We start from the raw sequence: 22187 nt of genomic DNA, 5'->3' as shown, positions 1-22187 counted from the left end.
GGTGAATGTGGTGGCTACGACAGGTGCAGGAGATGCATTTCTCGGTGCCTTTTTATACAGGGTAAGCACAAGCGGTAAGCACGTTACGGAATGGACGGAGGCCGAGCTTATGGAAAGCATTCGATTTGCAAATGCGGCAGGGGGGCTTGCCACAACGGGCAAAGGCGCGATCCCTTCGTTCGGGGGATTGGAGGACATCCGGAAGCTTATGGACGGATTATTGTCCCGATAATAACCGCGGATTACGTGTGCGTAAGCTGTCAAAACCGGCGATTAAAAGTCAAGACCTGTCTCATATATGGGTAAGGGGTTCCGCTCGTGTAAATCGGCGTTCTCGTTTAAACCCGGGTAAGCATCGCTTGATGGAAGCGTATTACCCAGGTGAAACATGAACACGATGCGGAACCCCTCTTTTTTGTTGCTAATACTGGAATAGAACAACGATTTGAAGCCGGATCGGACAAACTGTCTTTACAGCAGATTGTTCGGAACTCTGCCGTCCAATCTATAATGGCTTCGGCCGTCAGCAGACCGACACTTCGGTAGGTTTCAAAAGTTTCCGCTGCGGTATGCGGCGTCGCGATCAGATTCGGAAGGCCTAACAAGGGATTGCTTGGGAGTACCGGTTCATGTTCATACACATCGATGGCCGCAAGCTTCAGGCTGCCGGAAGTGAGCGCACGGTACAACGCGTTTTCCTCAACCAGAAGCCCTCTGGATGTGTTCACAAAATAGGAATGCGGTTTCATCATTCCGAATCGTTCATCATTCATAAAGTATTTGGTTTCCGGAAGGCTGGGCAGATGCAGGGTAACGATATCGCTCTTTTGCAGCACATCTTCCAAAGAGACAATCTCAACACGGTATTCTTTGGCTTTTTCAACATTCGGGTATTTATCAAAGGCGCGTAGCTGAACATCGAAACCCTGCAGCTTTTTGGCCACCATTTGGGCGATGTTTCCGAATCCCAGCAAGCCGATTGAGCGGCCGTCCAGTTCATCGCCGACGAAACGCTCCCAGCTTCCGAGTCGTGTCGAGTGATCCAGGGCCGGAATATTCCGCAGGATGCCGAGTATAAGTCCTACGGTCAGTTCAGCTACGGCATTCGAATTCAGCCTGGGGGCGTTTGTCACTTTAATGCCGTAATCCCGCGCTTTTTCAATATCGATATTGTCAACGCCAACACCAAAGCGGGCAATGGCCTTTAATTTGGGAGCAAGCTGGAAGACGGCCTCATTCCAGGTGTCGATTCCGGCGATTACAGCGTCAATATCTCCAATCCGTTCGCGCAGCTCCTCAAACGTCAGGGGACGGCCGAACGGATTTTCAATAACCTCGATATCGTAATTCTCCAGCCGCTGTTTGGCTTCCCCGCACAGTTCCCCGTAGTTGGTAGCGGTTACCAGCACTTTGAAATTTGTCGGCATTTTCCGCACATCCTCCTTATGAATTAAGGCTGGGTTTCGATGGTTTTAACTCGGCCAAGAAGAAGCAAGTAATTCAGCGCTCCAAAAATAACGAGTCCAGCCGTCAGCATAAGCGCCGGAACAAACGAGCCGGTCGCCTGAACGATAAAGCCGGTGATAATCGGTCCGACGATCCCCGCCATATTGGAAAAGGTGTTCTGCAGCGCTCCCAACGTGGAAGCCATGTTTTTGGGAGCAAGGTCTGCCGGAAGGGCCCAAACCTGTGAGCCGGCAAAAGTTAAACCGCAATAGGAAAGCGTCAGAAGTCCAACGGTAAGCCAGATTTGTTCCGCAACGGCTGCAAAGCCGATGGAAGTGGCTACGATCAGTCCGCTTACGAGGAACGTTTTTCTTACCCGCGTAATCGGCATGCCCCTCTCATACAGCTTATCGGACAACCAGCCGGCAAAAAGCTGGGAGAGGATGGCTGCAAGGGGAGGGATCATCGCTACAAACCCCATTTTGATGGAGCCCATGCCTTTTTCCTCAACCAGATAGGTAGGAAACCAGGTGATAAAGAAGTAAGCCGTGTAGTTGATGCAAAAAAATCCAAGACATATCGCCCAGACATTGCGGTATTTAAGCAGCTGATACCATTTTAGCGGGCGTTCGTTATGAGATGTGGTCTGCATTTGCCCATTCTGAATAAAAGCCAGTTCTGCCTTGTTGATATATTTGTGTTTCTCTGGATCCTGATAATAGAACCACCAGATCAAAATCCAGACGAAACCAAGCGCACCGGAGATGACAAAGGCGATTTGCCAATTGAAAACGGCCACCAGCCAGACGATCAGCGGCATCGCAATGGCTGTTCCCACTTTGGAACCGCTATCAAAAATAGATGCGACTCTTGCTCTTTCAGTAGCGGGGAACCACTTGGAGGTGATTCCGGCATTGCACGGATAGGCGCCAGCTTCGCCCATGCCGAGCAGCACTCGAAGCGCCACCAGCGAACCGAATCCGCGGGCGAAGCCCATACATGCGGTTGCGAGTGACCACCAGCCTACGGAAACCGCGAGCATAATCCGCTGCCCGATCTTGTCGGCAATCCACCCGGACGGAATTTGCAATAAGACATAGGACCAGAAAAAGGACGACAGAATGATACCCATTTGACCTTCAGTGAGCTGAAAATGCCGGGAGATCTCGGGAGCAGCAACGGAGAGAACCGTACGGTCAATGTAGTTGATCGAAATGGCCGCCCACATGAGAACAGCCACCTTCCAGCGAACGGTTGTTTTTTTGCCGATTGGCAGAGGGGTTAGTAAATTGACTTGCATTTCTTTATTCATGCTTGCTATCCTCCTCATCAAATTTGGGGAAATAGAGCGCCTGCGAATAATGGAAACGCTATCAAATTAACCTGAACGAAACAGGCTGTTATCACCGCCTTTAGGAAGCATATCACAAACCTTAAACATTTGGCTTGGCAAAAAGATAAGGTCATTCAGGTTGGACAACTGGCTTAATCGTTATGCTAAAACGTTATACCCAATTTATAACAAGCAATTTTTGATCTGTCAAACAAAATAAATTCTTTTTTTTTCTTACGTTGACGCCGTCATTTAATTGTATTAAGCTGGAAAAAAAGAGCAGCTATAACGTTATTGTTATCGCTTTTTCCCAGATTATAGGAGCTGAGTTTATGGCAACGATTAAAGAAATTGCTTCAAAGGCAGGCGTCTCGCCCGGAACGGCATCCTTTGTCCTCAGCGGCAAAGGAGACTTGATGAGAATATCCAAATCCACCCAGAACAAGATCCTGGAAATTGCTCATAGCGTTGGGTATAGCCCCAACTTGTCTGCTAGGCGCTTAAGAAGCAAAGGCGAGCTGCTTCCCGTGATTGCCATTTTGTGGACGCTGGATTCGCGGGCATCCCTGATCAGTCCTTTTCTACAGGGAATACAAAGCCAGCTTTCAGGTGATCTTGAAAGATTTGAACTGCTGATCCAGCCTTATGAGAACTCGCGTCTTGACAAGGTGGATTCCTTGCTGACCGGAATGCGCTATAACGGCGCCATCATTGCCAATGCCTCGGATGAGGATCTGGACTTTCTTGACAATAGCGAAGTCAAGGTTCCGCTCGTCATTTATCAGCGAAAATCCGAGAAATACAGCTGCGTTTACGTTGACAGCTACGGGGTAGGCAAGCAGGTTGCAGAACTGTTTGCAGACAAAGGGCATTCACACGTCGGCATGATTGTGCCGGATAGCCCCTCCCAAGCGATCTACCTTCGGTTTAACGGTTTTAAAGATGCTGCATGGGAGAGAGGGCTATACCTGCCGGATCGAAGTATAGTTTACGGTTGTTTCTCGGAAGAGGGCGGATACAAGGCGGTTAAAGAAATGGCTTTGACCGGCCGGCTCCCGGCAGCAATGTTCTTTCTGAGCGAGACGATGGCGATCGGCGGACTCGCCGCACTCCACGAACTCGGTGTGCGCATCCCACAGGATATCGAGATTGTGGGACACGACAATCACGATCAGACCCGTTTTACCATTCCGTCGCTAACCACCGTCAATCTGCCCGTTGCCGCTATGGCCAACTCGTGTGTCGATATTGTCATGGACATGATTGAGCATAAAGTGAAGGAGCCCGTGGCCATTGTTCATGAGACATCGCTTGTATACCGGGACAGCTGCGGCTCTTGTCTAAAGCCATGAATATGATGACTAATAGGGGAGGGGAGTATCCGTGATGTATTTATGCCGCAGCCCTGATAAGCATTGTAGAGCTCACGCAGAGCCAGGCAGAGAATGACGCAGCCTGCATTACGCATTATTGTAACCGCTTTATTCATCATCCGATTGTAATTGATATTGGCAATATCGTTATAACTGCAATTCATGAAGGGAGAGAAAAGTATGCGCGCAGATGATCGCTGGAGTGGCCATTTTTCCAAAATCGGCATCAGACCCACGATTGACGGACGCAGGGGCGGGATTCGTGAATCTTTGGAGGAAGTCACAATGAATCTTGCCAAAGCTGTTTCCGACTTGCTTAGGGAGCATATCCGCTATCCGGACGGCTCCCCGGTTGAATGCGTCATTGCGGATTCCACGATTGGCGGTGTGGCGGAAGCCGCAAAAACCGAAGAGAAATTCAAGCGTGAGGGCGTTGACATTACGATCACGGTCACACCTTCCTGGTGCTACCCGACGGAAACTCTGGATCAGAATCGGCTTACCCTTAAAGCCATATGGGGATTTAACGGAACAGAACGGCCCGGAGCCGTTTATTTGGCGGCTGCCGTTGCCGCTCACAATCAAAAAGGTCTGCCTGTTTTCAGCATCTATGGCAAGGACGTCCAGGACATGAACGATTCTTCAATCCCGGCCGACGTTCAGGAAAAGCTGCTTCAATTTGCGAGATCAGCATTGGCTGCAGCCTTAATCCGGGGAAAATCTTATCTGTCCATGGGTTCTGTATCCATGGGGATTGCCGGCTGTGTGGTTAACGAAGACTTTTTTAGCCGCTATTTGGGCATGCGCAATGAATATGTGGACATGAGCGAATTCATTCGCAGGATAGAACTGAACATTTATGATGAAGAGGAATATGAGAGGGCACTGGCGTGGGTACGGTCGAACTGCAACCCGGGAGAAGATGTGAATCCTCCGGAGCTTAAACGCGCTGATAAGCAACTAGAGCAGGATTGGCAAACTGTCGTAAAAATGGCGCTGATCGCCCGCGATCTGATGGTCGGCAATCCCAAGCTTGCCGAAAAAGGATTTGATGAAGAGGCTCTAGGGCATCATGCGATCGCCGCAGGCTTTCAAGGACAGCGGGCGTGGACCGATTTTATGCCGAACGGGGATTTCATGGAAGCCATCCTCTCTTCCTCATTCGACTGGAACGGCATTCGAGAGCCTTATATCCTTGCCACCGAAAACGACAATCTTAACGCTGTGACGATGCTGTTCGGTCACTTGCTGACCAACGCAGCACAAGTCTTCGCGGACGTTCGTACTTACTGGAGCCCGGAAGCCGTCGAACGCGTGACCGGTCAAAGGCTGACTGGGCCCGGTTCCGAAGGTTTTATTCATTTGTCCAACTCGGGGCCGGCAGCGCTTGATGGCACTGGCAAGCAGCTAATAGGCGGAAAGCCGGCGATGAAGCCTTTCTGGGAAATCACAGAAGAGGAAGCGCAAGCCTGCCTTGATGCGACCAAGTGGTGTCCGGGCGTCGATTTTTTCCGCGGTGGAGGCTTCTCTACACAGTTTACAACAGGCGGAGGAATGCCGGTTACGATGGCGCGGCTGAATATTGTGGATCATTTGGGGCCGGTGCTGCAGCTAGCGGAAGGCTATACGATTGAACTGCCTTCGGGCATTCACGACATGATTACAAAGCGGACCAACGTCACCTGGCCGACAACTTTCTTTGTTCCCAATTTGACAGGGAAAGGCGCGTTTCGGGACGTATATTCCGTCATGCGCCATTGGGGATCCAATCATGGAGTGCTTAGTTATGGCCATGTGGGACGGGATTTTATTACACTTTCCTCCATGCTGAGGATTCCCGTTTCGATGCACAACGTCGCCGAGGACAATATTTTTCGGCCCGCCGTCTGGAGCGCTTTTGGCAGCGAGGATAGCATGACTTCTGATTACCGGGCTTGTCAAGCATACGGACCCCTCTATTAACGGGCCTGAATACGGAAAGGTGGGCAGCATGAACTCAAAATATACGATAGGTGTCGATTTTGGAACGGAATCCGGGCGCGTACTGCTGGTTGAAGTGCGGACAGGGAAAGAAGCGGCTTCCTCTGTAACCGCTTATCCGCATGGCGTGCTGGAACGGAGCCTGCCGGATGGGACGCCCCTGGACAAAGATTGGTCGCTGCAGCATCCAGAAGATTATTTGGCGGTCCTGTACCGTTCCATCCCGGAAGTGTTGGATACCGCGCATGTTCTTCCCGAGGATGTGATCGGGATAGGGATTGATTTTACTTCGTGCACCATTTTGCCGACAGATGGAAGCGGAATCCCTTTATGCGTGAACGAACAATGGAAGCACCGCCCGCACAGCTGGGTGAAGCTTTGGAAGCACCATGCCGCTCAGCCGGAAGCGGATGAAATTACTGCGCTCGCAGCCAGCCGTAAGGAGCATTTTCCGAACCAGTATGGCGGAAAGATTTCGTCCGAGTGGATGTTCCCTAAATTGCTGGAGGTGCTTCGGGATGATCCCGAAGTCTATGAAGCGGCTGATCTTTGGCTGGAAGCGGGGGATTGGATGGTCTTCCGTTTGACGGGAGAATTGTCACGCAGCAGCAGCACGAGCGGTTTCAAGGCGCTGTGGAGCAAACGCGAAGGTTATCCGGATCCTCACTTTCTAAGCATGCTGGATCCAAGACTTGCCAACGCGGCGCAAACGAAGCTGCGCGGCAAAATCCTGCCTCTCGGTGCGAAAGCGGGAGTTCTAACGCAGGAGATGGCGGCTAGGCTGGGTCTGAAGGCAGGCACTGCAGTTGCCGTGAACATTATTGACGCCCATGCCGCCGTTCCCGCTGTCGGAGCCGTTCGGCCGGGACAGCTGGTCATGTCGATGGGCACTTCAACCTGCCATATGCTTGTTTCGGACCGGGAAGAAGAGATAGAAGGGATTTGCGGCGTTGTGGAAGACGGCATTATTCCCGGCTTTTATGGCTATGAAACCGGTCAGGCCGCCGTAGGGGATGCCTTCTCCTGGTATGTGAATCAGGCGGTCCCCTCATATGTTCAGGACAAAGCCGTCAAAAAGGGAGTATCAATTCATGAATGGCTTGAAGGTCAAGCCTCCCGGCTATGCCCGGGCGAATCGGGTCTGATTGCCCTGGATTGGTGGAACGGAAACCGCTCGGTATTGGTGAACGCCAACCTGTCCGGATTGATCGTCGGCTTGACGCTGGCAACGCGTCCGGAGGAGATCTACCGCTGCATGCTGGAGTCTACCGCTTTTGGCACTCGAAAAATACTGGAGACCTTTGCTGACGCAGGTCTTATCATCAATGAGATTTTCGCCTGCGGCGGCCTGCCTCAAAAAAACAACCTGCTGATGCAAATTTACGCGGATGTCCTTAACCACGAAATCAAAGTGGCCGATTCATCTCAAATTACCGCTTTAGGTTCGGCCATGTACGCTGCGGTCGCAGCCGGGGGGTGGGACAATATCGCCGAAGCGGCGCAGCATATGGCCAAAGTGAAAGAAGACAGCTATAAACCAAATCCTAAAAACGCGAAATTGTATAACCTACTGTATGCAGCTTACTTGCAGCTTCACGATTATTTTGGACGCGATTCGCCCGCGTTCATGCAGCAGCTGAAACAGCAGAAAATGAGCACAAGTTCGGAGGTGCCGGAATGAATAAACCTTTTCCCGGAGGCGTATGGCCGGTTATGCTCACCCCGTATACGCGGGACAACCAGATCGATTACAACGCCCTGGAGCAGCTGATGGAATGGTACATTGGCCGGGGCGTGAAGGGCTTGTTCGCCGTCTGCCAATCCAGTGAGATGTTCTTCCTGTCGGAGGAGGAGCGGCTTAAGCTTGTTGGATTCGTCAAAGAAAAAGCTGCGGGACGAGTGCCTGTCATTGCTTCGGGACACATAGCCGAAACATTGGAGGAGCAGGCTGAAGAAATTCGGAAGATGGCCGATACAGGAGTAGACGCCGTCATTCTCATTACAAACCGTCTGGCCGCTGAGCATGAAACGGACGAAGTGTGGAGAAACAATTTGCATAAGCTGCTGGAGCAAATTCCGGATGACATCCCCCTCGGTTTCTACGAGTGCCCTTATCCGTATAAGCGACTGATTTCGCCGGATCTGCTGAAGAGCTTTGCCGGTACGGGGAGATTTTATTTCCTTAAGGATACAAGCTGCGACGTTGCCCATATTCAAGCCAAATTGGAGGCGGTACAAGGAACAAATCTGAAAATTTACAATGCTAATTCCGCCACGCTGCTGGAAACCCTGAAGATCGGAGTGGAAGGCTACAGCGGCGTTATGGCCAACTTTCATCCGGAACTATATGTGTGGTTGCTTCAGCATTGGAAGAACGCTCCGGACGAAGCCGACGAACTGATGAACGCGCTGTCGATCATGTCGCTGATCGAAAGACAGGTTTATCCGCTGAATGCCAAGCATTTTCTGAAAATAGAAGGCGTTCCTATATTTCCGTCAATCCGGACTAATAATGTAAACGAATTCACAGCTACAAATCTGTTGGAAATAAGACAGCTGTACGGGTTTTCGGCATCATTGGCACAAAAATATTTGGGGCGTGATGCTGGGACTCGCATATAGCGAGTTTTGAGGTTTGCGAGCGTGAGATCATGATTGTTTAGTTACTCTGTCTTAGAAAAAAAGATATTCCTCGCCCTTCTCACTAGAGTCTGTAAAGTCACTCAAGAAGATGTTGCGCTGACCGTCGAGCACAACTACGGAATGTTTGTGCCTGTCGAATACGCGACAAACACTTACAGCTACGGTGGCGACCAGGGTTGGTATGATACCACCACGACGATTGAGGGAGCCAAAGATCGCCCGATCGACGGTTATAAATCATGGTACTATGATGATTTTAAGACCAAAGCCGTACCCGTAAAACCGTGAGATGGGAAGTCAGGTGAGTCGATATTAGCGCGACTCCTATAAATATCCGAATAGAATGATCTCGGGAAGTGCCCTTGCCCATGGGCGCTTCTTTTTTATCTCATTGTGATAAACTTATAGCTTTAAATGTATTGTTTTGATAGAGCTGGAAATGGCAATGATTGAATCTAAAGGTGAAAGGGGTTCTTATTGAAGAAGCGGGGGATATTTCTTCTACTAGGGACTTGGAAATCGGCAAACTTCGCTGGCAGTTACTCCTGCTTGTCAGAAACGTCGATCGGTTTGCCCACCGCCGATATCGCTCTTACGATCATTTGCTCGTGCGTAATCTCTCATGTTTGAACTTGGAGACAATGTACGCTGGTACTAGGCCTATTCATAGTCCAAGCCCATCATATGATGATTCTTACGGACTCCTAATATTGTGGTTGTCCCTGCCATGCGGCTGAGCCGGTGATTGATATAGCGAAGCGTTTGGCATTTTGCAAATGATATTCCGTATAATCCTCCCAGCGAATGATGTTTTCTATAAATGGTTTGAATGAAGCGGGGGCGGCGTCCCTCATGGTTTGCAAACCGGCGTACACGTTGCGGTCTCTCTGTTCGGCGTTTTGTATGCAGGCAACTAGCGTCTCCACAATGGATGGCGCGCTTTCGCCGTTTAGCAGCCTCTGTGCGGATCCGGCCGCAGTTACGCGATGATAAGAAGCCGGAACAAGATGCGTGTGCATTTCCAGATTTCCTGGCAAATCTTTCGTTTCAGGAACATGAAACAATTGTGTGCTCATGGAGCATACCATCTGTTCACCATACAGGCTTCGGTATAATTCGGTCGCAACGGATTGCCACACTTCATTTTGTCTCAACTATAACACCTTCCCGAGTCATTTTTGGATAAACGCCTACAGTAGGGTATGCTGATATTGTTCAGGTTGCCTCAAAAAATCTTATTGAAATAGGGATCACACTATTTGGGCGTAAGTAATACCGTATATGAGGTGAGTGTGTTTTCTTATGTGGTGTATTTGCAGTTAGGCAAGGACACGGGTCTACGGCCTCCGTATGAAACGAAAGATTGCATAACCAACAACTCCCAAAAAAACCGTAACCATGGCAATGATCCACCAACTGGTGGAATCTGGTTTTACTTCAACCCTTGAAACTGGTTCTTCAGTTTGGCTAGGAGTGTTCTGTATTGTGATTTCTTTATCTTTCAGAAATTCAAGCTCTTTTGATGCGTCAGCAACCTTCATGGTTGGAGCGCATAAAGGATTTTCCCATTCATTGTTACTCTGTCTTAGAAAAAAAAGATATTCCTCGCCCTTCTCACTAGGCCCCCAAAATGCCCCCCAAGTGATGTCTTCTCCTACAATGAGCTTATTTTCTTTGATGCCTTTAAAGCTTCTTTTAACTAAGATATGGATTTTGTTGTTCTGATCCGTACGAACGACATCATCTACATAACCAATCAATACCCCGTCATATTTTTCATAAGCTTCCTCAACCGACGGAATTTCTGCGCAAGATAAAGCAGACGATTTATTTGCTGGAGCGAGTAAGATCAAAAGAAGTGCCAGCATGAATACTTTTCTCAAAATTAACACCGTCCTTTTGAAATGCAGACGGTATAGGTTAATGAAATGTTGCAATGCTCTGTCCCAAGGTTGTTGCGAAATTAGCTTTCCATCAGAATATGAATTTGATGATTGATAAAAATGGAAAATCCCATTGACATACCTATGGGGGGTATTGTATATTTAGGTCGAGGAGGTGACGCAGATGGCCGATGAGATGACTCTTCAGGATGTTGAATGCTGTGACGCCGCGACTGAACGGAAAAGTCATCACTCGGATAAAATAAAGTCGAATCTTGTGTCAAGACTCAGGCCGATCGAGGTCCAAATTAGAGGCGTTAAAAATTTGATTGATAAAAACTAATGAAATAAATCCATAATACTTATTGGAGGGGTACAGATGGTAAATGTTACATTGCAAGTGGAAGGCATGTCCTGCGGACATTGTGTGAAATCGGTTGAAGGTGCTGTTAACAATCTTGGCGCTTCCGCCAAGGTCGATCTTGAAAGCAAATCGGTAGCGGTTAATTACGACGAAACAGCGGTTTCGCTTGAAGCGATTAAAGAGGCTATCGAAGATCAAGGTTACGAAGTCGTTTAATTGAATCCGGAGCCATCACCCATGTTGGCTCCTTTCTTTTACAGATTCATATACCCTAATGGGGTATAAATAAACCATGAAATAAGGGTGATTATGATGAGTACGGCTGAAGCACGAACAAGCGAACATACAACTTTGCAGATTACGGGAATGACTTGTGCTGCGTGTGCGAACCGAATCGAGAAAGGTTTGAAGAAAATGGAGGGAGTGACGGACGCCAATGTGAATTTTGCCCTCGAGCGAGCAACCGTCACTTATGATCCGAAGCAAGTAGCGGTTCCCCAAATGGAGGAACGCATCGAGAAGCTTGGTTACGGCACGGTCAAAGAGTCGGCCGATCTGCAAATTACCGGGATGACCTGCGCCGCATGCGCTGCCAGGATCGAAAAAGGCTTGAGTAAACTGCCGGGCGTGAGCAAAGCGAACGTGAACTTTGCCTTGGAAACGGCACATGTTGAATATAATCCGGCAGTCCTATCCGTTCCCGATATGCAGAACAAAGTGGCCCAGCTCGGATACAAGGCGGAAGCGAAACAAGAGCAGGCGGATCCGGGAGAGCACCGGAAACAAGAAATTTCCAGGCAAAAACGCAAGTTTATCATTTCAGCCGTGCTATCCCTGCCGCTGCTTTGGTCCATGGTCAGCCATTTCTCATTTGCCTCCTGGATCTGGATGCCGGAACTGTTCATGAATCCATGGTTCCAGCTTGCGCTGGCAACGCCCGTTCAATTCTACATTGGGGGTCACTTCTATGTAGGGGCATACAAGGCTTTACGCAACAAGAGCGCCAATATGGACGTACTGGTTGCACTCGGTACCTCGGCAGCCTATTTCTATAGTCTTTATTTGACGCTCGATTGGGTATGGTCCGGTGCCGGCATGCACCATGAAGGACCAGCCATGTATTATGAAACGAGCTCCGTGCTGATCACATTGGTCATTCTGGGCAAATTGTTTGAAGCATTGGCTAAAGGACGCACATCGGAAGCGATCAAAACATTGATGGGACTTCAGGCCAAAACGGCGCTCGTCGTTCGAGACGGACAAGAGATCAGCCTGCCAATTGAAGCTGTCGAGACTGGGGACATTGTGATCGTAAAACCGGGAGAGAAAGTACCTGTCGATGGCCAGGTCATTGATGGCGTTTCCTCCGTGGATGAATCGATGTTGACGGGAGAAAGCCTACCGATTGAGAAAAGAGCCGGAGACACGGTAATAGGAGCCACGGTGAACAAGAACGGATTGCTGCGGATTCAAGCAACCAAGGTCGGGAAAGAAACGGCGCTCGCCCAAATTATTAAAGTGGTGGAAGAGGCCCAAGGCTCCAAAGCTCCTATCCAAAGGGTTGCGGATGTGATCTCAGGCATCTTTGTGCCGATTGTCGTTGCGATTTCGGCCGTGGCCTTCCTCGTGTGGTACTTCTTCATTACACCGGGACAATTTGCGAACGCCCTTGAAGTGGGTATCGCCATTCTGGTTATTGCTTGCCCATGCGCGCTCGGACTTGCGACCCCAACTTCCATTATGGCCGGATCAGGCCGGGCTGCGGAACTTGGCGTGCTGTTTAAAGGCGGGGAACACTTGGAGGCCACCCACCGGATCGATACGATTATTCTCGATAAAACCGGAACGGTTACGAAAGGCAAGCCGGAGCTTACGGATGTTGTAGTCGAGTCCGGTGACGAAGCCTCGTTCTTAAGATGGGTCGGCGCCGCCGAGAAAAATTCGGAACACCCGCTGGCAGAAGCCATCGTAACTGGCATTATCGAAAAAGGGATTGAACTGCCCGCCGCAGATGAATTCGAAGCGATTCCCGGCTTCGGCATCCGCGCCTTGGTAGAAGGCAAAGAAATCCTTGCCGGTACCCGCAAGCTGATGGGAAAATACAATATTGCGTTTGAACCTGCAATTGCCATGATGGAGCAGCTTGAAGAGTCCGGAAAGACGGCGATGCTTGTCGCCGTGGATCGCCAGTATGCAGGGCTCGTTGCAGTAGCAGATACGATCAAGGAGACTTCGAAAGAAGCCGTGGAACGTCTGAAGCAAATGGGCGTCCAGGTCATTATGATCACCGGCGACAATGCCCGCACCGCAGCAGCGATTGCCAAGCAGGCAGGTATTGAGCATGTCTTGGCAGAGGTGCTGCCGGAAGGCAAAGCGGAAGAAGTGAAGAAGCTTCAGAATCAGGGCAAAAAAGTAGCGATGGTCGGGGACGGAATCAACGACGCGCCTGCGCTCGCGATGGCGGACATCGGCATGGCGGTAGGCACAGGCACAGACGTGGCCATGGAAGCTGCCGATGTGACGCTCATGCGGGGGGATCTGAACAGTATCCCCGAGGCGATTGAGATGAGCCGCCGCACGATGAGCAATATCAGACAAAATCTGTTCTGGGCGCTCGCATACAACTCCATTGGGATCCCGATTGCCGCCATTGGCCTTCTTGCCCCTTGGGTTGCCGGAGCTGCCATGGCACTCAGCTCTGTATCCGTCGTCTTAAATGCGCTTCGCTTGCAGCGTATGAAGGTGTAACCGAGAGATGAAAATCAAGGGAGAGGAAGATAACGATGGGGACAGCGAAATTTGCAGTTACGCCTGGATTTGAGGTAGGCGGAACGCTTTTCAAACCCGAGCAGCTGGCGGTGCTTGGCTCAATTGTCGGAGAAGACGCCAAGATCGAAATGACTACATTTAAACAGCTCTATGTGGAAATGCAGGAAGATCGGGTTCAAGAAGCTCAGGGGAAGTTACGTGAAGCGGGTCTTGAAATTCACCCTGCAGGATTTTACACCAAAAGCTTGATCACCTGTAATTTCTGCAGGGGCGCGGAAGATGCCGGCATGCAGGTTGCTAAGGAGCTCGATCAAGCGATTGCCGGCTACGAAACTCCAAGTCCACTCAAGATTGGTTACTCCGGTTGCGGACTCGCAACTGGAGAGCCGCTTCTTAAAGACATCGGCGTTGTAAAAATGAAGGACCGCTTTCATATTTACATCGGTGGCGAAGCGAAGACATTAAAACCGACGATTGGATTGCTATTCATGACCGATGTTTCTGCGGCCGATCTTATCAAGGTAGTTGTAGGGCTGATCCGCCATTACCAAAGCAATGGGAAGAAAAAAGAAAAGTTTGCGAAATTTATTGAACGGGAGACGGCTGAAAAATTACGGCAGGTCGCCCGGAGCTCAGCAAGAATAATTTGAGAGGTGCTGGGCACATGGATGATTGGTTTCAGGCGGAACAGTTTGCGGAATGGTTAAGGAACATGGGAGGATGGGCTATTATTGCCAGCCTGATGCTTAATATTGTGATCAGCGTTCTTGGCGTCATTCCTTCCGTGTTCTTGTCCGGCGCCAATGCCATTGTGTTTGGACTTGTACCGGGTTTCGCGATCTCATTAACGGGTGAGGCGATAGGCGCAGGGATTTCATTTTGGCTGTATCGCCAGGGCATCCAGAGGCTTAGCGCAAAGAAGAACGATACGTGGAGATGGGTAAGGCGTTTAAATGGAGCGAATCGAACACGAAAATTTTATATGTTAATCATGGCTCGGCTTACTCCATTTCTCCCGTCAGGGATCATTACCTTCGCGGCTGCGGCTACGAATATTGCCTTTCTGGATTTTCTGCTGGCGTCTTTGATTGGAAAAGCTCCTTCTGTAGCCATTGAGACGCTGGTTGGACACGACCTGTTTTATGTGAAAGACAACTTTATGCGCCTGTTGATATCATTGGTGCTTCTTAGCTTAATTTACTGTTTGTTTCGCAAGAGGGTTGGGTCAAGCGATGAATGAAGAGACCCTCAAATAAAATGTACAAAAGGCTGTCCCGCTAATGATATGCTCCCCTTAAGGTAGACAGGCCAAATAATGAAACCTGCTGCTGAGAGGGGAGCTTTTTCATGCCTAAATTACAATATAGAGCACGAGTACAACGCCTTATGAAACTAAAAGGAATCCAATCGGTGATCCGCAGAAAAAAGGAAGAAATATGCCCGTTCAATTGCAGGCAAAACTAAACGGCCTCAGTCCCATGGAATTCAGGACCAAGGCCGCCTAACTCATTATATTTTTTGCACTGTCTCAGTCTACGGTACGTTTCATTTGCCATACCCGCAGCGAATCGACATGAGGGAGCCCGTCAATTCCGTAAATCTCCACGCCTTTCGATTCGGCGAGCATCGGGAACACGCGCACCGAGATGCTCTTCGTTTCGCCCGCGAACACTTCAAGCATCGATTTGTCGACAAAGATCCGAAGATTGATTTTGTTGTTTTGAAGGGCCAGCGGACCGCCCTGAACTCCTTTTTCAATTGACGGGTGCAGGCTCGAACGGCCGCGGTCGACATTGATCGTCTGCGTGTCGTTGTTGTAGAGGATGAAGGTTTCTTCCGCCACATCCGGAGCCTTCAACACTTTGACGCCCGAGTGCCTTGTCCCGCTCACATCGAGGGTCACCTCGATTTCAAGCAAGTCGCTTTGAACGGAAGACAACGCATTGTTGGCTTCCTGCGTCGTTACGTTTTGCAGATCGACCAGGAGGCTTTCGCGAGCGTTCTGCGTTTCGTCAACCGGTCGAACCCCAAGGGTCGCACTGTCTTTCAAAAATAGCTGCAGCGGCAGTCCCGCGCCATGAGCCCAGCCGGAGTCGAATTTTTCTTGTTCGGAACGCCGGTCTTGAATGATATCGGTGACAATCGTCCGATTGTTCGGGGCGATGAATGCTTGAGCGCCCGTCAAATGCTCGCCGTAATCGAATATTCTCGGTTCGGCATGGTCCGGCGTGAACGTCAGCGAACCGGCATCCCAGTGCCCGATCCAATAAAAGGTATATCTCGCCGCGTACGGGCTTGGCGAAGTGAAATACGGGCAGATCATGAAAAGATGCTTCGTTTCGCCCGTTGCCGGGTTGGTCACCGGAGTGAGGGACGGCATTTCCCAGACATCACCCGTCTTGGGATAAATCGATTTATCGCCAACGAACAGCTCCTTCTGGTACGTCCAGTTTTCCATATCGCTCGAAGTATACAGAAGCGCTGTTCCTCCGACTCCTTCGACGCCTGAACCGACAAGTTGGTACCACGTATTTCCCTCTTTCCATACGAACGGATCGCGGAACTGTCCGAACATGACGGGACCTTTGGATGTTTGAAGTCCCGCGGCTTGGATTGTGACGGGCTCTGCTTTCATATTCCAATTTTGCAAGTTTACATCGGTCAAATCGGATGGGCGGGCGATTCCCGTCATTTGGTTTGGAGTCCAGTCATCATGTCCTGCCGTATAAAAAAGAACGGGATTACCATTGCTGTCGAAACTGGCGCTGCCTGACCACACTCCGTCGCGGGCCGCCATCTCTTCCGACGGGGCTAGCGCGATCGGCGCATCCTCCCAGTGCATCATGTCGCCGCTAACCGCGTGCCCCCAATGGATTTGATGCCAGAAAGGTCCGAACGGGTTGAACTGATAAAACAGATGATATTTTCCATTGTAATAAAACGGCGCATGAGGCTCGTTCATCCAATGGTTGGGCGCCGTGAAATGATACTGCGGCCGATAAGGATCTCCATCGTAGATCGTCCGGTTAAAACGCAAATCCGGCGACGGCAATTGACCGCCGTGCGCTTGCCGAACGCGCTCCATCTCCATTTCCATATCAGGTTCGAATACGACTTGATTGTATATCGTAAGGTCATCGATTAATCCGTTGAACATATTGGCCTGAAAGGGGCCCGTAACGGCTGTCGCCTGGTTGTGCTTGCCGATGCGAAGCGGCTGATCGGCCGCAGGAACATACCAGCTGTTGACGGGGACGGGTTTGGTTGCGACCAGGTCTCCGTCCAGGTAAAGCCTCATGATGCTCATCGGCTGATCAAACACCGCAACGACATGCGTCCACTTGTTTTTCGGGGCGATCTTCCCGGCGGGCGACCACAGCTCGTACCAGTTGCCGTCATTCAAACCGATCTGGAAGGTCACATATCCATGACGGCCAAGACCAAGAAGATATCCCTTTTTTTCCGTTTCATTGTGCTGGTTGACGATCACCGAAGAATACCCTTGATCCCCCCATTCATAGGCGCGCGGGGCGATCCATGTTTCGATGCTGAATGAACCACCCGGGACGGTCGCTTCATTCGGAGCGATGTCCAGCCACGTCGAGTACCCGTCGAACAGCAGCGCCCCGTTATTGACGCCCGGCCGCCATTCGGGATTTTTCCCTCTGGATGACAACACGTACTGAAGCATGCCGGTCGTCCCCTTCGCGCTGTCGAAGACGTTCCGCCCCGTTCCTTCATCGAATTTCCATTGATGGATGATCTCGTTGCCCAATGGTTGAAACGAAGCCGAAAAAGTTGGCACAGAGTTGGCCAGAATGAAGACAACGAAAATGATCATGACAATGCCTGATTTAACTTTTTTCCCCAAAACAATACCACCTTCTCTATCCTAAAAGTTATATTTGAGTATATCGTCAGCCACTTAAGTAAAATTAATATTAAAGTTTAGTGTGTTAACTAATATAAGTGAGAAGAAACATAAATTGCGTAGAGGGGAACGTGGACACGATAATGGCTAGCTGTTGGACAGTTATTTTTCAAATGTAATATTTTTTCACAAAAATGTTGTTTACCTCACAATGGTTATTTGATATTATAATCACAACGTTTAAATGCGATGAAGAGAAGAGTAAATAATTGGATTCTTTGGACAGAGAGCTCCGGCAGCTGAAAAGGAGTAAAGGATTATTTATTGAAGAAAGTCTCAGAGCAGCACATCGGAACCTATACAAGGGGATGGCGTGACAGGAGCTCCTGTTACAGAGCTAGAGTATAAGCATTGCGCTGCAATGCCGTACTTAAAGAGGCTAATATGGCGACATATTAGTGAATTTGGGGTGGTACCGCGAGTATACAATCTCGTCCCTGAGACTAAAGTCTTGGGGGTGGGATTTTTATTTTTGCATAGGAAAAAGCAGCACACATTCGGCATACGGTACACTAAATTAAACTATCGAGAACTAATTTAAAATAGCCATTGAAAGGATTTGAATACGAATGACTGAAAAACTGAAAGTCGGTATTGTTGGAGGAACGGGGATGGTTGGCCAGCGCTTTGTTCAGCTGCTCGATCAGCATCCCTGGTTTAAGGTAACGGCCATTGCAGCAAGCAGCAAATCGGCAGGCAAAACTTATGAAGAATCTGTGCAGGGAAGATGGAAGTTATCTGGCCCAATTCCTGAAGATGTCAAAAATATCGTCGTTCAGGATGCTTCGAAAGTCGAGGAGGTTGCCGGTCAGGTCGATTTTATTTTTTGTGCCGTTGATATGAAAAAGAATGAGATTCAAGCGTTGGAAGAGGCATATGCCAAAACAGGTACGCCCGTTATTTCCAATAATTCGGCTCACCGCTGGACGCCTGACGTTCCGATGGTCATTCCGGAAATTAATCCAGGGCATATTGAAGTGATTGCTGCCCAGAGAAAGCGGCTTGGAACCAAGACCGGATTTATTGCCGTTAAGCCCAATTGCTCTATTCAAAGCTATGTGCCTGCCCTTCATGCATTGCTGGATTACAAACCAACCAAAGTGGTTGCCTCGACGTATCAAGCGATTTCCGGCGCCGGGAAAAACTTTACCGATTGGCCTGAAATGTTAGATAATGTTATCCCTTATATCGGCGGCGAGGAAGAAAAAAGCGAGCAGGAGCCATTGCGCATATGGGGCAGCATTGTAAATGGCGAAATTATCAAAGCCAGCGCTCCATTGATTACAACGCAGTGTATTCGCGTACCCGTAACGGATGGACATTTGGCTACCGTATTTGTCTCGTTCGAGAACAAACCTTCGAAAGAAGAAATTCTGGATCGCTGGCTGCAATTCAAAGGACGGCCGCAGGAGCTTGGTCTGCCAAGCGCGCCAAAACAGTTCATCACTTATTTTGAAGAAGAGAACAGACCGCAGACGAAACTGGACCGTGACATTGAGGGCGGAATGGGCGTTTCAGCCGGCCGATTGCGTGAGGATTCCATTTACGACTACAAATTTGTAGGATTGTCGCACAATACATTGCGCGGAGCAGCAGGCGGTGCTGTTCTGATTGCCGAACTGCTTAAAGCGGAAGGGTATATTCAGGCCAAGTAAAATTCAGCGGGAACTTTGATGCAGGAGCTGCCTTCAGGCGGCTCCTTTTTTGCTTAAATCTTCATCCGGTTTCTTTGTTTAACTGTCTAGCTTTTGAAGGAGATTTCGTGTTGCCAGTTGTCAGAACGATGCTAAGAAGAAGGAGCAACGCACTTTCTTGCTCCGTTAAGCCGAAAGTCAAGTATACATTAGGGGATGGTTACGCCATTATGGCGATGGAGTGTATAATTAATGGGCAGAAGCAAACACTAACGGGCAAAATATCATAATGAAAAATGGAGATACCATGACAGAGGAAAAAGCAACATTTGTAGCAGGATGGAACTTCGACAACAGTTATGCTCGTCTGCCGGAATTATTTTTTACAAGGCAAGCCCCAACTCCAGTAAAATCGCCAAAGTTGATCATTCTTAATGATTCTTTGGCAACATCCCTGGGGCTGGACATTCAAGCGATTCAAAGCACTGATGGCGTAGCCGCGCTTGCTGGCAACCGGATTCCCGAAGGCGCTTTGCCTCTTGCTCAAGCATATGCAGGGCATCAATTCGGGCATTTTACCATGTTAGGGGACGGCCGGGCTCTGCTCATTGGCGAACAGATTACTCCCCAAGTTGAGCGGGTTGATATTCAGCTTAAGGGTTCTGGCAGGACGCCATACTCCCGCAGAGGCGATGGCCGGGCGGCACTTGGTCCGATGCTGCGCGAATACATCATCAGCGAAGCCATGCACGCGCTTGGTATTGCGACTACGCGCAGCCTGGCGGTGGTGACGACAGGCGAGTCGATCATCCGCGAAACCGAGCTGCCCGGTGCCGTGCTGACCCGTGTAGCGGCCAGTCATTTGCGCGTCGGAACCTTTCAATACGCTGCAAAATGGGGCACTGAAGAGGACCTTCGGGCGCTGGCTGATTACACGTTGCAGAGACATTATCCGGAAGCCTCCGCTGATGGGAACCGCTATCTTGCGCTGCTTCAGGAAGTGATCAAGCGTCAGGCCGTGCTGATTGCACAGTGGCAGCTCGTCGGCTTTATTCATGGGGTGATGAACACAGACAATATGACCCTTAGCGGAGAGACCATTGATTATGGTCCCTGCGCCTTCATGGATGTCTATGACCCGGCAACGGTATTCAGTTCCATTGACATTCATGGCCGCTATGCCTATGGCAATCAGCCCCAAATTGCGGCTTGGAATCTCGCGAGATTTGCAGAAACACTCTTGCCGCTGCTGCATGCGGACGAGGCGCAGGCTATCGAGCTTGCCGAGGATGCGATTTCAGATTTTACCGAGCTATATCACCGTAATTGGCTCGCGGGCATGAGGGCAAAACTGGGCATCTTTAATGAAGATCCGCAGGATGAACCCCTTATTAAAGGCCTCCTCAGTTTGATGTATAAGCATCGCGCGGACTATACCAATACCTTCCTTGCCTTAACTTTTGATAAGAAGGAGGATACGGCCCTGTTTGGATCCACGGAATTTGCTCAGTGGCATGAGCTTTGGCAGGCCAGACTAGGCAGGCAGCAGGAAGGAACAGACGCCTCGCATCAGTTGATGCGAAGCAGCAATCCCGCCGTGATCCCTCGTAACCACCGGGTAGAAGAGGCGTTAGAGGCCGCGGTGAAACAAGGAGATTACAGCGTGATGGAGCGGTTTCTCGATGTTGTTTCGCGCCCTTACGAGTACTCTCCTGAACAGGCTGAATACTCCAGACAGCCAGAGCCAACGGCCTGTCCATACCGAACCTATTGCGGTACCTGATATTAAGGGAAATCCAGATAGAATAATGATAAGCGCGTCGAAGCCTGAGACTCTTCATGTTCATGAAGGGTCTCTTTGCATTGCTCTGATTCCCGGATTAGCCTCAATTCTGTCTGGCAGATCCGCAGCGGCTTTATTTTGTAATTAATGAGCTTCATTCATCCTTAATATTGACTGTCCAAACGAAATAAGCTATTGTCATACATGTATTTAATAGTAATAATTACGATTAATTATGGACTTCTGAACTTTATTATTTCAAATGGGGGAGTTGTGGGAGGAATGGACAACTGGTATGAGAGATCCTTTGGCGAAGATTACATACGTGTCTACAAGCACAGAGACAGGCAGGGAGCTGCTGACGAAGTTAGAAGTATGGTCGGCTGGTTAAAGCTGCCTGTGGGCAGCCGAATTCTTGATCTCTGCTGCGGAGCGGGAAGGCACGCCATTCCTTTGGCTAAGGCGGGATACCGTGTGACGGGCGTGGATCTTTCCCCCGTGTTACTGCGGGAAGGGCGTAACGCAGATAAAGGTCGCAAAATTACATGGGTGCAAAGTGATATGCGCAGACTGCCTGAAGATGTGATCTTCTCAGGACATTTTGATGCAGTCACGAACTTGTTTACATCATTTGGGTATTTTGAAGAGGACGAAGAGCAGATTAAGGTACTGGGTCAAATGAAGAGAGCTCTAAAACCGGACGGCAGATTTGTCATGGACCTCCTTAACGATGGATACGTAAGGAAATATCTCGTGCCGCATTCAACCCGGGAAATAGACGGAATCATCATTACCGAAAACCGGAGGATAGAGCACGGATTTGTATTTAAAGAGATTGACATCCAGGAAGGAAACGCACCGGCAAGAAAGTACCGGGAACGCGTTAAGCTGTACCCGCTATCCATGATGATAAATATGCTTGAAGAATCAGGCTTGATCGTCGACCAAGTTTACGGCGATTACGAAGAGTCCCGTTATGAGGAACGGGAATCACCGCGCATGATTATGGTAGGACACTCAAGATAATTGATTGTTCAATGGGGAGAAC

Annotated in this window: 18 protein-coding genes and 1 other annotated feature; of the genes, 13 read left to right on the top strand and 5 right to left on the bottom strand. The window is 49.6% G+C overall.

Going from position 1 to position 22187, the window contains the following annotated elements; all coding sequences use genetic code 11:
• Nucleotide 1 precedes the first annotated feature (1 nt).
• Nucleotides 2-232: a PfkB family carbohydrate kinase gene (locus K7397_RS01405; protein ID WP_223066155.1), complete on the top strand. Its 231-nt coding sequence runs from the start codon at nucleotides 2-4 to the stop codon at nucleotides 230-232.
• Nucleotides 233-338: 106 nt separating this feature from the next.
• Here K7397_RS01405 and K7397_RS01400 read toward each other — a convergent pair whose 3' ends face one another.
• Nucleotides 339-1427, bottom strand: a complete 1089-nt coding sequence (locus K7397_RS01400) for a phosphoglycerate dehydrogenase (protein WP_237690590.1) — start codon at nucleotides 1425-1427, stop codon at nucleotides 339-341.
• Between the two features lie 23 nt (nucleotides 1428-1450).
• Nucleotides 1451-2758 carry an MFS transporter gene (locus K7397_RS01395; RefSeq protein ID WP_237690589.1) on the bottom strand — a complete coding sequence of 436 codons (1308 nt, stop codon included), beginning with the start codon at nucleotides 2756-2758 and terminating at the stop codon, nucleotides 1451-1453.
• Between the two features lie 353 nt (nucleotides 2759-3111).
• Here K7397_RS01395 and K7397_RS01390 point away from each other — a divergent pair, with 353 nt between their 5' ends.
• From K7397_RS01390 to K7397_RS01370, 5 genes are all read left to right on the top strand, one after another.
• Complete coding sequence (locus tag K7397_RS01390) at nucleotides 3112-4131, top strand: LacI family DNA-binding transcriptional regulator (RefSeq protein WP_223066154.1); 1020 nt, start codon at nucleotides 3112-3114, stop codon at nucleotides 4129-4131.
• 201 nt (nucleotides 4132-4332) lie between these two features.
• Nucleotides 4333-6114 (top strand): L-fucose isomerase, encoded by a 1782-nt coding sequence (locus K7397_RS01385; RefSeq protein WP_223066153.1) that lies wholly within the window; start codon nucleotides 4333-4335, stop codon nucleotides 6112-6114.
• Nucleotides 6115-6142: 28 nt separating this feature from the next.
• Nucleotides 6143-7813, top strand: a complete 1671-nt coding sequence (locus tag K7397_RS01380; protein WP_223066152.1) for a ribulokinase — start codon at nucleotides 6143-6145, stop codon at nucleotides 7811-7813.
• Complete coding sequence (locus K7397_RS01375; RefSeq protein WP_223066151.1) at nucleotides 7810-8754, top strand: dihydrodipicolinate synthase family protein; 945 nt, start codon at nucleotides 7810-7812, stop codon at nucleotides 8752-8754. The genes K7397_RS01380 and K7397_RS01375 overlap by 4 nt, the downstream gene beginning before the upstream one ends.
• Nucleotides 8755-8901: 147 nt before the next feature.
• Nucleotides 8902-9063, top strand: a complete 162-nt coding sequence (locus K7397_RS01370; protein ID WP_223066150.1) for a hypothetical protein — start codon at nucleotides 8902-8904, stop codon at nucleotides 9061-9063.
• Nucleotides 9064-9479: 416 nt separating this feature from the next.
• Here the strand turns inward: K7397_RS01370 and K7397_RS01365 are convergent, their stop codons facing one another.
• On the bottom strand, nucleotides 9480-9929 hold the full coding sequence (locus K7397_RS01365; protein WP_237690588.1) for a hypothetical protein: 450 nt from the start codon (nucleotides 9927-9929) through the stop codon (nucleotides 9480-9482).
• A gap of 183 nt (nucleotides 9930-10112) precedes the next feature.
• Nucleotides 10113-10658 carry a hypothetical protein gene (locus K7397_RS01360; protein WP_223066149.1) on the bottom strand — a complete coding sequence of 182 codons (546 nt, stop codon included), beginning with the start codon at nucleotides 10656-10658 and terminating at the stop codon, nucleotides 10113-10115.
• Between the two features lie 379 nt (nucleotides 10659-11037).
• Between K7397_RS01360 and copZ the strand changes: the two genes are divergently transcribed.
• The 4 genes from copZ (at nucleotide 11038) to K7397_RS01340 (ending at nucleotide 15031) form a co-directional block, all read left to right on the top strand.
• A complete protein-coding gene (gene copZ / locus K7397_RS01355; RefSeq protein ID WP_223066148.1) occupies nucleotides 11038-11238 on the top strand; it encodes a copper chaperone CopZ in 201 nt (66 codons plus the stop codon).
• Nucleotides 11239-11334: 96 nt separating this feature from the next.
• Nucleotides 11335-13770, top strand: a complete 2436-nt coding sequence (locus tag K7397_RS01350) for a heavy metal translocating P-type ATPase (protein ID WP_223066147.1) — start codon at nucleotides 11335-11337, stop codon at nucleotides 13768-13770.
• A 35-nt stretch (nucleotides 13771-13805) separates the two neighbouring features.
• Nucleotides 13806-14441, top strand: coding sequence for an NAD(P)/FAD-dependent oxidoreductase (locus K7397_RS01345; protein WP_223066146.1), 636 nt, complete (start codon nucleotides 13806-13808; stop codon nucleotides 14439-14441).
• Nucleotides 14442-14455: 14 nt separating this feature from the next.
• Nucleotides 14456-15031, top strand: coding sequence for a TVP38/TMEM64 family protein (locus K7397_RS01340; protein WP_223066145.1), 576 nt, complete (start codon nucleotides 14456-14458; stop codon nucleotides 15029-15031).
• A gap of 288 nt (nucleotides 15032-15319) precedes the next feature.
• Here the strand turns inward: K7397_RS01340 and K7397_RS01335 are convergent, their stop codons facing one another.
• Nucleotides 15320-17662, bottom strand: a complete 2343-nt coding sequence (locus K7397_RS01335; RefSeq protein WP_223066144.1) for a GH32 C-terminal domain-containing protein — start codon at nucleotides 17660-17662, stop codon at nucleotides 15320-15322.
• A 240-nt stretch (nucleotides 17663-17902) separates the two neighbouring features.
• Nucleotides 17903-18164: a binding site (T-box leader), on the top strand.
• Between the two features lie 127 nt (nucleotides 18165-18291).
• Here K7397_RS01335 and asd point away from each other — a divergent pair.
• From asd to K7397_RS01320, 3 genes are all read left to right on the top strand, one after another.
• Nucleotides 18292-19377 (top strand): aspartate-semialdehyde dehydrogenase, encoded by a 1086-nt coding sequence (gene asd / locus K7397_RS01330; protein ID WP_223066143.1) that lies wholly within the window; start codon nucleotides 18292-18294, stop codon nucleotides 19375-19377.
• Between the two features lie 286 nt (nucleotides 19378-19663).
• Nucleotides 19664-21139: a protein adenylyltransferase SelO gene (locus K7397_RS01325; RefSeq protein WP_223066142.1), complete on the top strand. Its 1476-nt coding sequence runs from the start codon at nucleotides 19664-19666 to the stop codon at nucleotides 21137-21139.
• 282 nt (nucleotides 21140-21421) lie between these two features.
• Nucleotides 21422-22165 carry a class I SAM-dependent methyltransferase gene (locus K7397_RS01320; protein ID WP_223066141.1) on the top strand — a complete coding sequence of 248 codons (744 nt, stop codon included), beginning with the start codon at nucleotides 21422-21424 and terminating at the stop codon, nucleotides 22163-22165.
• Nucleotides 22166-22187: the final 22 nt, after the last annotated feature.

This window comes from Paenibacillus caui, assembly GCF_019904135.1.
Lineage (GTDB): Bacteria > Bacillota > Bacilli > Paenibacillales > Paenibacillaceae > Fontibacillus > Fontibacillus caui.
This window is presented reverse-complemented; position numbering and strand designations above follow the sequence as displayed.

What these genes read in the sequence shown, in the direction of transcription:
- asd (WP_223066143.1), top strand. Translation starts at nt 18,292, where the DNA reads ATGACTGAAAAACTGAAAGTCGGTATTGTTGGAGGAACGGGGATGGTT.
- K7397_RS01340 (WP_223066145.1), top strand. Translation starts at nt 14,456, where the DNA reads ATGGATGATTGGTTTCAGGCGGAACAGTTTGCGGAATGGTTAAGGAAC.
- K7397_RS01345 (WP_223066146.1), top strand. Translation starts at nt 13,806, where the DNA reads ATGGGGACAGCGAAATTTGCAGTTACGCCTGGATTTGAGGTAGGCGGA.
- K7397_RS01385 (WP_223066153.1), top strand. Translation starts at nt 4,333, where the DNA reads ATGCGCGCAGATGATCGCTGGAGTGGCCATTTTTCCAAAATCGGCATC.
- K7397_RS01320 (WP_223066141.1), top strand. Translation starts at nt 21,422, where the DNA reads ATGGACAACTGGTATGAGAGATCCTTTGGCGAAGATTACATACGTGTC.
- K7397_RS01350 (WP_223066147.1), top strand. Translation starts at nt 11,335, where the DNA reads ATGAGTACGGCTGAAGCACGAACAAGCGAACATACAACTTTGCAGATT.
- K7397_RS01400 (WP_237690590.1), bottom strand. Translation starts at nt 1,427, where the DNA reads ATGCCGACAAATTTCAAAGTGCTGGTAACCGCTACCAACTACGGGGAA.
- K7397_RS01325 (WP_223066142.1), top strand. Translation starts at nt 19,664, where the DNA reads ATGACAGAGGAAAAAGCAACATTTGTAGCAGGATGGAACTTCGACAAC.
- K7397_RS01380 (WP_223066152.1), top strand. Translation starts at nt 6,143, where the DNA reads ATGAACTCAAAATATACGATAGGTGTCGATTTTGGAACGGAATCCGGG.
- K7397_RS01390 (WP_223066154.1), top strand. Translation starts at nt 3,112, where the DNA reads ATGGCAACGATTAAAGAAATTGCTTCAAAGGCAGGCGTCTCGCCCGGA.
- K7397_RS01395 (WP_237690589.1), bottom strand. Translation starts at nt 2,758, where the DNA reads ATGAATAAAGAAATGCAAGTCAATTTACTAACCCCTCTGCCAATCGGC.
- K7397_RS01375 (WP_223066151.1), top strand. Translation starts at nt 7,810, where the DNA reads ATGAATAAACCTTTTCCCGGAGGCGTATGGCCGGTTATGCTCACCCCG.
- copZ (WP_223066148.1), top strand. Translation starts at nt 11,038, where the DNA reads ATGGTAAATGTTACATTGCAAGTGGAAGGCATGTCCTGCGGACATTGT.